The 12,653-nt window shown below is 66.3% G+C and carries 8 protein-coding genes; 4 read left to right on the top strand and 4 right to left on the bottom strand.

The window, feature by feature from the left end; genetic code table 11:
• Positions 1 to 2 precede the first annotated feature (2 nt).
• Positions 3 to 3,194, top strand: coding sequence for an efflux RND transporter permease subunit (locus tag MTR65_RS01095; RefSeq protein ID WP_243796415.1), 3,192 nt, complete (start codon positions 3 to 5; stop codon positions 3,192 to 3,194).
• Between the two features lies 1 nt (position 3,195).
• Positions 3,196 to 4,638: an efflux transporter outer membrane subunit gene (locus MTR65_RS01090; protein ID WP_243796414.1), complete on the top strand. Its 1,443-nt coding sequence runs from the start codon at positions 3,196 to 3,198 to the stop codon at positions 4,636 to 4,638.
• A gap of 98 nt (positions 4,639 to 4,736) precedes the next feature.
• On the opposite strand, the gene MTR65_RS01085 is transcribed toward MTR65_RS01090, so the two are convergent.
• The 4 genes from MTR65_RS01085 to MTR65_RS01070 all read right to left on the bottom strand — a co-directional run bounded on the left by MTR65_RS01085 (position 4,737) and on the right by MTR65_RS01070 (position 10,326).
• Positions 4,737 to 6,548 carry a sensor domain-containing diguanylate cyclase gene (locus tag MTR65_RS01085; RefSeq protein WP_243796413.1) on the bottom strand — a complete coding sequence of 604 codons (1,812 nt, stop codon included), beginning with the start codon at positions 6,546 to 6,548 and terminating at the stop codon, positions 4,737 to 4,739.
• Between the two features lie 214 nt (positions 6,549 to 6,762).
• Positions 6,763 to 8,130, bottom strand: coding sequence for a mannitol dehydrogenase family protein (locus MTR65_RS01080; RefSeq protein ID WP_243796412.1), 1,368 nt, complete (start codon positions 8,128 to 8,130; stop codon positions 6,763 to 6,765).
• Positions 8,127 to 9,527, bottom strand: coding sequence for a glucuronate isomerase (uxaC, locus tag MTR65_RS01075; RefSeq protein WP_243796410.1), 1,401 nt, complete (start codon positions 9,525 to 9,527; stop codon positions 8,127 to 8,129). Before uxaC ends, MTR65_RS01080 begins: the two co-directional genes overlap by 4 nt.
• Positions 9,528 to 9,534: 7 nt before the next feature.
• Positions 9,535 to 10,326, bottom strand: a complete 792-nt coding sequence (locus MTR65_RS01070; RefSeq protein ID WP_213501176.1) for a FadR/GntR family transcriptional regulator — start codon at positions 10,324 to 10,326, stop codon at positions 9,535 to 9,537.
• Between the two features lie 107 nt (positions 10,327 to 10,433).
• On the opposite strand from MTR65_RS01070, the gene manD reads away from it, so the two are divergent.
• Together manD and MTR65_RS01060 are read left to right on the top strand one after the other, a co-directional pair.
• Positions 10,434 to 11,642, top strand: a complete 1,209-nt coding sequence (gene manD / locus MTR65_RS01065) for a D-mannonate dehydratase ManD (RefSeq protein WP_243796408.1) — start codon at positions 10,434 to 10,436, stop codon at positions 11,640 to 11,642.
• Positions 11,630 to 12,625, top strand: coding sequence for a sugar kinase (locus MTR65_RS01060; RefSeq protein WP_327194305.1), 996 nt, complete (start codon positions 11,630 to 11,632; stop codon positions 12,623 to 12,625). Before manD ends, MTR65_RS01060 begins: the two co-directional genes overlap by 13 nt.
• Positions 12,626 to 12,653: the final 28 nt, after the last annotated feature.

Genomic DNA, 12,653 nt, shown 5'->3' with positions numbered 1-12,653 from the left:
ACATGGCACGCTATTTCATCGACAGACCCATCTTTGCATGGGTCATCGCCATTGTCGCGATGATGTTCGGCATCCTCGCGATCCGCAGCCTTCCGGTCTCGCAGTTCCCCGAGATCGCGCCGCCCACGGTCACCATCAACGCGACCTACCCGGGCGCGGATGCGGACACGCTGGAGCAGACGACCACGCAGATCATCGAGCAGCAGCTCAAGGGCATCGATAACCTGCGCTACTTCTCTTCGCAGTCGTCTTCGGCGGGTGCGGTGACGATCACGCTGACCTTCGAGCAGGGCACTGATCCCGACATCGCGCAGGTCCAGGTCCAGAACAAGCTGCAGGCCGCGCAGTCGCTGCTGCCCCAGCCGGTGCAGCGCCAAGGCGTGACCGTCGCCAAGTCGGCGGCGAGCTTCCTGGTCGTGGTCGGCCTCTATTCCGAAGACGGTAGCCACAGCGCCAACGACCTTTCGGACTATGTCGTCAGCCAGGTCCAGGACCCGGTCAGCCGCATCAACGGCGTGGGCGAGCTCATGGTCTTCGGCACCCAGTACGCGATGCGCGTCTGGGTCGATCCGCTCAAGCTGCGCAGCTACAACCTCACGATGGGCGACGTGCGCGCGGCTATCGAGGCCCAGAACGCGCAGGTCTCGGCCGGCCAGATCGGCCAGCTGCCGGCCTCCAAGGAACAGCAGCTCAACGCCACCGTCTCGGTCCAGTCGCGTCTGACCTCGCCCGACGAGTTCGACAACATCCGTCTTGCCACCAACGCGGGCGGCGGTGTCGTGCGTCTGAGCGATGTCGCGCGCACGGAACTGGGCGCGGACACCTACGGCTTCGACGTCCAGTACAACGGCAAGCCTGCCTCGGGCTTTGGTGTGCGCCTGGCCTCGGGGGCGAACGCGCTCGACACGGTCGAGGCGGTCAAGGAAGAGGTGTCGCGCATCTCCGAAGGCTTCCCGCCCGACGTGAAGGTCGTCTACCCTTACGATACCACGCCGTTCGTGCGTCTCTCGGTCGAGCAGGTGATCCACACGCTCGTCGAGGCGGTCGTGCTCGTCTTCCTCGTCATGTTCCTGTTCCTGCAGAACTGGCGTGCGACCCTGATCCCGACCATCGCGGTTCCGGTCGTCCTTCTGGGCACCTTCGGGATCATGGCGGGGATGGGCTACACCATCAACCAGCTCACCTTGTTCGGCATGGTGCTGGCGATCGGTCTTCTGGTCGACGATGCCATCGTCGTGGTCGAGAACGTCGAGCGTCTGATCCAGACCGAGCACCTGTCTCCCAAGGACGCGGCGCGAAAATCGATGGACGAGATCAGCGGCGCGCTGATCGGTATTGCCATGGTGCTGTCCGCGGTGTTCCTGCCGATGGCCTTCCAGAGCGGTTCGACGGGCGTCATCTTCCGCCAGTTCTCGCTCACCATCGTCTCCTCGATGGTGCTCTCGGTGCTGGTTGCGCTGATCCTGACCCCGGCGCTGTGCGCTACGATCCTCAAGCCCCACGATCCCTCCAAGCTGGAAGGCAATGGCCTGCTGGCGCGCTTCTTCCGCTGGTTCAACGAGACCTTTGATCGCGGTACGGACCGCTATGAGAAGGGCGTCAAGCGCACCGCGCGCAGCTGGAAGCGTTCGGGCCTCCTTTATCTCCTGCTGGTGGCGGGTGTGGGCCTCATCTTCTTCCGCCTTCCCGGTGGTTTCCTCCCCGACGAGGACCAGGGCGTCGTCCTGACCCAGGTCATGGCGCCTCCGGGCTCGACCCTGCCGCGCACCGAGGAAGCGCTCAAGGAAGTGCGTCGCCACTTCCTCGAGGACGAGAAGGACAACGTCCAGGCGGTGTTCACGATCTCGGGCTTCTCGTTCATGGGGCGCGGCCAGAACACGGCCATCGCCTTCGTGCGCCTGAAGGACTGGGAAGAGCGTTCGGGCAGCGAGAATGCGGCGCAGGCCATCGTCGGCCGCGCCATGGGGGCACTGGGTCAGTACCGCGACGCCACCATCTTCGCGCTGATCCCGCCCGCCGTCTCGGAACTGGGCAATGCTGCTGGCTTCGACGTGTGGCTGACCGACACCGATGGCATCGGCCACGAGAAGCTGCGCGCGGCGCGCAACCAGCTGATGGGCGCGGCGATGGCCGATCCGGCGATCATGCAGGTCATGCCCGTCAGTCTTGACGATGCGCCGCAGCTCAAGGTCGATGTCGACCAGGACAAGGCCAGCGCGCTGGGCCTTGACCTGGGCACCATCAACACCGAGATCTCGACCGCCTGGGGCGGGGCCTACGTCAACGACTTCCTTGATCGGGGCCGCACCAAGCGCGTCTACCTGCAGGCGCAGGAGGAATACCGCGATTCGGCTGATGACCTGGATTCCTTCTACGTGCGCGGAGCCGATGGCCAGATGAGCCCCTATTCGGCGTTCTCGGATGTGTCCTGGCGCAATGCACCGACCATGCTCACCCGCTACAACGGGCGGCCTGCGATGGAACTCCAGGGCGTTCCGGCTGACGGGCTGAGCACGGGCGATGCCATGGCCAAGATGGAGGAACTCCACGCCCAGCTTCCGCCGGGTACGAGTCTCGATTGGACCGGCCTTTCCTATGAGGAACGTATGGGGGCGGGCCAGGCGCCGGCACTCTATGCGCTCTCGCTGGCGGTCGTGTTCCTGTGCCTTGCCGCGCTCTACGAAAGCTGGTCGGTGCCGATCGCGGTGATCCTCGTGGTTCCGCTCGGCGTGCTCGGCGCGCTGGGAGCGGCCTGGCTGACCGGGCTCAACAACGACATCTACCTGCAGGTGGGCATCATCACCACGATCGGTGTCTCGGCCAAGAACGCGATCCTCATCATCGAGTTCGCCGAGGAGCGCGTGCAATCGGGCATGGATGCCTTCAGCGCGGCCATCGAGGCGGCCAGGCTTCGCCTGCGACCGATCCTGATGACCTCGCTGGCCTTCGGCATCGGCGTGATCCCGCTCGCGATCTCCTCGGGCGCGGGTGCGGGCGGACAGAACGCCATCGGCCGTGCGGTCGTCGGCGGCATGTTCACCGCGACCGTCCTCGCGATCTTCTTCGTGCCGATGTTCTTCGTGGTCGTCAGCCATCTCTTCGGACATGGCCGCGACAACGAGACCTCGCAGGAGGAAGACAACGAAGCGAACCAGGGCGCTGCCTCGGGCAGCCAGGCCCCGGAGGGCAACTGAGATGAAGACACGCATTCTACCGATCGCGGCGGGCGCGCTGCTCCTGGCCGGGTGCAACATGGCACCCGACTATGAGCGGCCGACCGGCGCCATTCCCCAGGCCATGCCGCAGGGCGGGGTCTACCCGAGTGCGGCAAGCGATGCCCCGGACATGTCGCGCACGGGCTGGCAGGACTTCTTCCTCGAGGAACGTCTGCGCCAGGTCATCGCGATGGGGCTGGAGGAGAACCGGGATCTGCGCATTGCCGCGGCCAATGTCCTCCAGGCCCGCGCCCAGTTCACCACCCAGCGCGCGGCGTTGTTCCCGACGCTGAGCGCGGGGGGCACCGCGACCTACACCAACAACTTCGCGGCGATGACCGGGCAGACCCAGAACTCGAGCGATATCGAGATCTACCAGGGCACGCTGGGTATCTCGGCCTTCGAACTTGATCTGTTCGGGCGCGTGCGCAACCAGTCGCGCGCGGCGCAGGAGCAGTTCTTCGCGAGTGAGGAAGCGCAGCGCTCCACCCGGATCAGCCTGATCGCGGAGATCGCCAACGCCTGGCTGACGATGGCGAGCGATGCGGACCAGCTGGCGCTTGCCCGCCGGACCAAGGACGCTTTCGAGAAGACGCTGGATCTCACTCGTGCGCAGTTCGAGATCGGCACCGGCAGCGAGTTGCAGGTGCGCCAGGCCGAAACCAGCTACGAGGGGGCGGTCAACGACATCGCCGTGCTCGAGACTGCGCTGGCGCAGGACCAGAATGCGCTCAATCTGCTGGTGGGGACGACCGTTCCGCGCGAACTGCTGCCCTCGACGCTGGGCACTGAGGATCTGGTACGCCAGGATCTTCCAGTGGGGCTGTCCTCCGATGTTCTCCTCTCGCGTCCCGACGTGCTCCAGGCCGAGCACCAGCTGATTGCCGAGAACGCGAACATCGGCGCCGCCCGCGCGGCCTTCTTCCCGACGATCTCGCTGACGGGCACCCTGGGCACGATCAGCACCGCGCTGTCCGGGCTCTTCAAGGACGGCAGCTACACCTACAACGCCTCGCCCTCGGCGAGCTTGCCGCTGTTCGATGGTGGCGCGCGTTCGGGCAACCTGGCCTATGCCAAGGCGTCCAAGCAGGCTGCGGTGGCCACATACGAGAAGGCGATCCAGACCGCGTTTCGCGAAGTCAGCGACGCCCTGGCCCAGCGTGGCCGCATCAACGAACAGGTCACCGCGCAGATGCGCCGGACCAAGGCGGCGCAGGTCTCGGCCAACCTGGCCGAGGCACGGTTCCGCAACGGCGTGGATTCGTTCCTGACGACGCTCGACAGCCAGCGCACGGCCTATGCCGCCGAACAGCAGCTCGTGAATACGCGGCTATTGGAAGCGACCAACCTGATCGAGCTTTACCGCTCGCTTGGTGGCGGGGCCGATGTCGTGGTCGAGGACGAGGCAGGCGCGAGCGACTAAGTCGCACCTGACTGACCTACTTACGAAAACGCCTCTTCGACCGGAATGGTCGGAGAGGCGTTTTCGTATGCGTAGGAGAGAGAGAGAGAGAGAAGGGATCAGCCCGCTCTGCGCTCGTCCTTGCGGGGCTGGGCGGCCTCGACGCGGTTTCGTCCCAGGTCCTTGGCGCGGTAGAGCGCCGCATCGGCGGTGCGCACAAGCTTGGCTGCCGGGCAATGATCGGGTGTGCTCGCCAGTCCGACAGAGACAGTGACCGGACCGAGCGCTTCGCCATGATGCAGGATTTCAAGGCTGCCGATCCGTGCACGCAGATCCTCGGCGCGCTCCATCGCCTGCGCGCTGTCGGCGCCGGGCAGCATGACGAGGAATTCCTCGCCGCCGTACCGGAAGATCCGGGTGTCCTCGCGCATCGACTGGCGCAGCGCGGTGCCCACGGCGCGCAGGACCGTATCGCCAGCCTCGTGACCAAAGCCATCGTTGATGCGCTTGAAGTGGTCGATGTCCAGCATCAGGAACGAAAGGGCGCTTGCATCCCGTTCCGCCTTGGCCAGCGTGAGGGGCAGCTCCTCTTCGAAATTGCGGCGGTTGGATAGCCCGGTCAGCGAATCGGTGAGTGCCATGGCCTGGAGCCGCTCGCGCAGCCGCAGGTTGGAGAGTGCGAGGCCGATATTCTCGCTCAGCATCTGGAGATAGTTTTCCGGGAAGCGCTGCTCACCCCGGGCTTTACGCGATTCGAAGTAGATCAGCCCCAGCGTCTGGCGCTGGGCAATCAGCGGCAGGCAGAGCGTGTCGGGAAGCGCGTCCGCGCCGTCCAGATCCAGGTGCGCGCAGGGCACGTCGATGGTCTCGCCCGCCGGGCGGTGCGGCAGGCCGCGACGAAGCGCCCAGCAGTCCAGCGTCGAGAACGCGGGGCCCGAGTGCTGCGGATCCAGCCAGTTGCCGGTTTCTTCCAGGCGATTGCTGTCCGGGTCGAGCACATAGAGCCGTCCTGCAAAGCCGGGCACGATCTCGGGTACGAAGCGTTGGACCACGTCGGTCAGCGCATCGAGCGTGTCGCAGCCCTGCATGCGCTGGGTCATGCGGGCGAGCAGGGCACGTGAGGCGCGTTCGGCCTCCTGGACGGCTTCGAGGCGCTGACGCTCGATGCCGTTCTCGCGGAACACGCGGATCGCCTGGGCCATGTCGCCGATCTCGTCGACATCCTCGTACGTAGGGGGCTCCACGCCGTAGTCCTGCGCGGCGAGACGGTTGACGACGTCGGAGAGGCGCACCACCGGGCGCAGGACCCGTCGCTTGAACACGAAGTAGAGGACGCACAGGAACAGGAACGCGGTGATTGCCAGCATGACCTCGGAGGTCGTGCGCCAGATACGGGAGATTCGGGTCGCCTCGGCGATCTCGATTTCGGTGCGTTGGTCGAGCTGCTCCTGGAAGCGTTCGACCATGGTGATGGCGCGATCCAGTTCGCGTTCGTATTCGGCCCCGAACAGGATCTGGCGCGCGCGCGACGTGTTGCCATCGGCCTGCGCGGCGAGCGCCTCTTTCTGCTCATCGCGCAGCGAATCGGCCCAGCGCAGTCCTTCGCGCAGGACCGCGAGCTCTGCGGGGGTGGCCCCGGCCTCGGCGATCCGGCGCAGCCGTTCTTCCAGCTTGTCGGTATCGGCCGCTTCGCGGGTGTAGAGCACCTGATAGGTGGCATCGCCGGTGTTGAGATACTGGCGCGCGCGATCGGTCAGCCGATAGACGTCCTCGGCAAGCCGCTCGGTCGCGCGGTCGAGGGCAAAGCGGCGCTCCACGGCGACACGCTCGTGTTCCTGCGCGCTGGAGGAGAGGAGCATCGTGGTGCCGGACACGATCGTGAGGAGAACCGTGGCCCCGTAGGCCCAGTTGGTGATGGTAGCGAGCCGCATGGTCCTCGGCGGTTAGGAGCAGGGTGCTGAATTTCTTCTTAAGTCACACGTATTCTCATAAGCCTAACACGCAAAGAGCCCGCCGCGACAGTCTTATGGAAAGGTGAGTTCGCCCGTACCCGCTCAGGCTCGCCGGGGAACGCGGAGCTCGACAGTTTGGGGAGCCCGAGGGCGATGGCCCTCGGAACTCATTTTCCGACCCTGTGAGAATTGATTATCCGGCAAAAACCTTCGCCGGATCGGCATTCCATGTGCCGCCCAGGAGCCCCTCTGGTGCAAACAGGAGGCAGGCCAGTTCGGTGTCTTCATGTGCCCGGGCCAGCTTCGCCAATTCATCAGCCATGGGGTCTTCCAGCGGGCCGTTCGCGCCGCGCAGGTGGCAAAACCAGGCCTTGAGTGCGGCGAGGATGGCCGGGCAGGAGCGTCCGGCCTCACGGTTGGCTTCGAGGGTCTCGAGCCAGCGCTGCGGAATCTTCTGGCTACCGTCCATCGCGATCTGGGCGAGGCGATGCGCCAGTGCGGGATTTTCGAAGCGTGCCAGCAGGGCCTTGGCGTAGGCATCCAGGTCCTGGCCGGGCGCGGGTGTCAGCGTGGGCGCGGCTTCCTTGCGCATGAGGTCCTCGATCCGCGGGCGGATGGCCGGGTCGGCCACGGCCTCGTGCACGAAGGTGTGCCCGGCGGCGAGGCCGATATAGGCGAGCGCGGAGTGTGCGCCGTTCAGCATGCGCAGCTTGGCCGCCTCGTACGGCGTGACCTCGGCAACGATCTGCACGCCGACATCCTCCCAAGCAGGGCGGGGTCCTGCGAAGCGATCCTCGATTACCCACTGGCTGAAGGCCTCGGTGACGACGCAGGCTTCGTCGGCCAGGCCAAGCTGCTGGGCGACAGCCGCGCGGTCGGCGTCGGTCGTCGCGGGCACGATACGGTCGACCATCGTGCCGGGGAAGGTGCAGGTCTGTGCGATCCAGGCCCCCAGTTCGGGATCGTGATGCGCACACCATTGGCCCAGCAGCCGCTCCAGCGTGCGCCCATTGTCCGCCAGGTTGTCGCACGACAGGAGCGTGAGGCCCGGCAGCCCCTGTGCCCGGCGGCGCGCGAGTCCTTCGCCAAGGAAGCCGTAGATCGAACCTTCATCGGCGCGCTCGAGGTCGAGGCTCCCATCGGCCTTGCGGCAATAGCCCTTCTCGGTGACGGTGAAGCTGGCGATGTGCGTGTTCGGGGCTGCCAAGCGCTCGAGGATCGCGGCCCGGTCGTCCGGGCCCACGAGGACTTCGTGGACGCCGCCGACCACGCGCAGGCGCGGCGCGCCCGCGCCGCGCTCCGCGACGGTGTAGAGCCCCCCTTGCGGCATCAGCTGCTCGGCCACGCTGGCCGAGCGCAGCGAGACCCCGCAGATGCCCCAGCGCGTATCGCCCGCATCCATCGCGCGGTCGGTGTACCAGGCCTGGTGCGCGCGGTGGAACGCGCCGATGCCGAAGTGAACAATTCCGATGGTGGCCTGCGCGCGGTCATGCGTGAAACGCGCGTCCGCCGGGGCGCTGGCCAGGGTCTCAGGCGACAGGCGGGGCAGGGCGTCGGTCACAGCTTGTAGGCCTTTTTGGCAAGGTCGTAGGCGAGATCGCGGGCGAGTTCGGCCGCTTCCCAGTCTTCCAGGCGGTGCTCCATGACCAGTTCGGCGAGGAAGCCGCAATCGATCCGGCGCGCGAGGTCGTGGCGCGCGGGGATCGAGAGGAAGGCGCGGGTGTCGTCGTTGAAGCCCACGGTGTTGTAGAAACCGGCGGTCTCGGTGACCGAGCGGCGGAAGCGGCGCATGCCTTCGGGACTGTCGTGGAACCACCAGGCCGGGCCTAGGCGCAGGCAGGGATAGTGCCCGGCCAGCGGCGCCAGTTCGCGCGCGTAGACGCTCTCGTCCAGCGTGAAGAGGATCAGCGTGAAGCCTGCCTCGTTACCGAAACGGTCGAGCAGGGGCTTGAGGGCCCGGACGTACTCGGTCGAAACCGGAATGTCGGCGCCCTTGTCGCGCCCGAAACGCTCGAACACGCGGGCGTTGTGGTTGCGGTAGGAGCCGGGGTGGAGCTGCATGACGAGCCCGTCCTCCAGGCTCATCGCGGCCATCTCGGTCAGCATCTGGGCGCGGAAGAGTTCGGCATCGCCCGAGGTGCCCTTGCCCGAGACGACCCTGTCGAAGAGCGCTTCGGTCTCGGTGCGGGGAAGGTCGGCCGTGCGCGCGGTGGGGTGGCCGTGGTCGGTGCTCGTTGCGCCCATCCGGGCGAAGAAGGCGCGGCGTTGGCGGTGCGCGGCAAGGTAGCCCTGCCAGGTGCGGCAATCCTCGCCGGTGATCGCGCTGAAACGGTCAAGATTGGCCTGGAAGCCTTCGAATTCCGGGTCGATCACCGGGTCGGGGCGGTAGGCGGTGATGACCCGCCCCTGCCAACCCGAGGCGCGAATGGCCTCATGGTGCTCCAGCGTGTCGAGCGGGCTCTCGGTGGTCGCGATGACCTCGATGTTGAACCGCTCGAACAGCGCGCGGGGCGCATAGTCCGGGCTCGCCAGCTTTTCGGTGATGGTGTCGAAGTAGAGATCGCTCGTCTGTGCCTCCAGCGCGACGTCGATCCCGAAGGCTTCGGCAAAGACCCAGTCGAGCCAGATGCGTGAAGGCGTGCCCCGGAACAGGTAGTAGCGTTCGGCAAAGAGGCGCCAGGCCGCGCGCGGATCCGCGCCCGAGCCGCCAAGGCCCAGGTCTTCGAGACGCACGCCTTGCGAATAGAGCATGCGGAAGATGTAGTGATCGGGCGCGAGCAGCAGCTCGGTGGCGTTGCCGAAGGGCGCGTTGGTCGCAAACCAGCGCGGATCGGTGTGCCCGTGGGGGCTGATGATCGGCAGGTCGGCCACACTGGCGTACAGGTCGCGGGCGAGAGTGCGCGTGGCGGGATCGGCCGGCAGCAGCCGGTCGGGATGCAGGCGTAGCGGTCGGGTCATGGGTGTGTCAGGCGGTCAGCCGGGCGTAGATCGCGCGCTTCGAGCGCGAGGCCTCGCGCGCCTTTTCAACCGCCATTTCCTCCGTTGCAAAGAGCAGGCTTTCAAGAACCGCGCTCAGGTGGGCGCGCATGGCATTGCGCGCGGCGGCGGGATCGCCGGCCCGCAGCGCGTCGAGAATGGCCGAGTGCTCCTCGACCACGGGTTTGATATTGGCGGTGCGCGCCTTGGCGTGGACGAGCGCGCATTCGGGGGAGCTCTCGCGCTGGTTCCACAGGTGCTCCACCGCCTCGTAGATGGCGCGGTTGCGCGTCGCGCGAGCGATGCCGAGGTGAAAGTCGCGGTCGGCCAGCTCGCTTTCGGTGACATCGTTGGTTTCGCGCGCGATGGCCTCGAGCGAGGCGGCGATGGCGGCGATATCCTTTTCGCTCGCCTGCGTGGCCGCAAGAGCCGCGCTCTCGCCTTCGATCAGGAGACGCGCCTCGGTCAGCTCGAAGGCGGTGACGTTGATCCCGGGCTGGGCGGCCGCGCCTGGCATCTGCAGCACATAGGCGCCCGAGCCCACGCGCACTTCGACAACGCCCTGCACTTCGAGCGCGATCATCGTCTCGCGTACGGTGGTGCGGCTCACGTCATAGCGTGTGGCCAGTTCGCGCTCGGCGGGAAGGCGCGAGCCCACTGGGAACACGCCCTCGGAGATCTCGCGCAGCAGTGTCTGCGAGAGTTCCTGATAGAGGCGGTCCTGCGGCTTGGCGGGCGCGCTTTCCGAGGCGGAGGCCGGTGCGTGTGTCTGTCTGGACATCGGGTTCTCGTTGGTCTGACCAATTATTGGAGGATTGACAGACCAATTTGAGGCCGTCAAGACAGGACCTAACGTACCAGTCAGAACTCTGGGGGGGAATAGCCAAGATGAAGATTGAAGCGGCCCGCGTGATCGTCACGTGCCCCGGGCGCAATTTCGTGACCTTGAAGATCGTGACCGACCAAGGTGTCTATGGCATCGGCGATGCCACGCTCAACGGCCGGGAAAAGGCGGTGGTTTCCTATCTGGAGGACCATGTCGTGCCGTGCCTCATCGGCATGGATCCGCGCCGGATCGAGGATATCTGGCAGTACCTCTACCGCGGGGCCTATTGGCGGCGTGGCCCGGTGACCATGCGCGCCATCGCGGCGGTCGACATGGCGCTGTGGGATATCAAGGGCAAGATGGCGGGCATGCCGGTCTATGACCTGCTGGGTGGCAAGAGCCGCGAGCGGGTCATGGTCTATGGCCATGCCAACGGCAGCGATATCGACGAGACCGTCGAGGCAGTCGGCCAGTACATCGACATGGGCTACAAGGCGATTCGCGCGCAGACCGGCGTACCCGGTATCAAGGATGCCTACGGGGTGGGCCGCGGTAAGCTCTACTACGAGCCCGCCGATGCGCAGTTGCCCTCGCTGACCGGGTGGGACACGCGCAAGGCGCTGAATTACGTGCCCAGGATGTTCGAGAAGCTGCGTGCGACCTACGGCTTTGATCACCACCTGCTGCACGATGGGCACCATCGTTATACGCCGCAGGAGGCCGCGAACCTGGGCAAGATGCTCGAGCCCTACCAGCTGTTCTGGCTGGAAGACTGCACCCCGGCCGAGAACCAGGAGGCGTTCCGTCTCGTGCGCGAGCACACGGTGACGCCGCTGGCCGTGGGTGAGATCTTCAACACGATCTGGGACGCCAAGGACCTGATCCAGAACCAGCTCATCGACTATATTCGCGCGACCGTGGTGGGGGCGGGCGGCCTGACGCACTTGCGCCGCATTGCGGATCTGGCTTCGCTCTACCAGGTGCGCACCGGCTGCCACGGCGCGACCGACCTGTCGCCTGTCACGATGGGCTGTGCGCTCCATTTCGATACCTGGGTGCCCAACTTCGGGATCCAGGAATACATGCGCCACACCGAGGAGACCGACGCGGTCTTCCCGCACGACTACAGCTTTGCCGATGGACACCTGACGGTTGGGGACACACCCGGTCACGGGGTGGACATCGACGAGGAACTGGCCGCGAAGTACCCCTACAAGCCCGCCTACCTGCCGGTCGCCCGGCTCGAGGACGGCACGATGTGGAACTGGTAGGAGGAACCGGCGACGTGACGCGGATCGTGTGCCTTGGTGAAGCCATGCTCGAACTCTCGCAAATGGGGGAGCCGGGCGGCGTACCTGCGGATACGGCCTGGCGCATGGGCTATGGCGGGGACACGCTCAACACCGCCATCCACCTGGCCCGCTTCGGGCATGACGTCGCCTACATGACCGCGCTGGGCACAGATGGGCTGAGCGGCGATCTGGTGGAGAAGTGGCAGGCGCAGGGGATCGATTGCAGCCTTGTCCTGCGCCATCCCACGCGCCAGCCCGGTCTTTACGCGATAGCGACCGACGATGTGGGCGAGCGTACCTTTTCGTACTGGCGTGACACGAGCGCGGCCCGCGCCCTGTTTACGGGTGGCCCGGTCATGGGCGAGGCCCTGGCCGGGGCCCGCGCCGAAGTGGAAGGGGCCGACCTCTTGTCCTTCTCGCTGATTTCACTGGCGATCCTTCCCGACAAGGGGCGCGAGGCCTTGCTCGACCTGGCCCACGATGTGCGCGCCAAAGGCGGCAAGGTCGCGCTTGATGGCAACTATCGGGCGCGTCTTTGGGACGATGCCGGGACGGCTCGCCACTGGCGCGATGCAGCGATCGCGGTTGCCGATTTCGGCCTGCCCACGCTGGAGGACGAGACCCAGATTTCCGATGAGGACACAGCCGAGGCCGTGGCCGCGCATTGGCAGGGATTGGGCTGCGGGGAGACCGTGGTCAAGCTCGGGGCACAAGGCTGTTATCTTCCCGATGGAACGCTCCTTGCGCCACCCCAGCGGCTCGATCCGGTCGATACGAGCGGGGCCGGGGATGCCTTCAATGCGGGCTACCTCGCCGGGCGTATGCGCGGGATTGGTCCGGCCAGTTCCGCGGCGGCCGGTCATGCCATCGCGGGATGGGTCATCATGCGTCGGGGGGCCATCCCCGACAGGGATCAGGGGGCTCCCTATGGGGCTCCGGCAGCGGCGGCGCCCAGCGGATAGCGCCAGCCGGTCCGCGCGCAACAACGCA

Origin of the sequence: Novosphingobium mangrovi (assembly GCF_022818885.1) — a bacterium.
Classification (GTDB): Bacteria; Pseudomonadota; Alphaproteobacteria; order Sphingomonadales; family Sphingomonadaceae; genus Novosphingobium; species Novosphingobium mangrovi.
The sequence above is the reverse complement of the archived record's forward strand: the minus strand, read 5'-3'. Positions and strand labels throughout refer to the sequence as shown.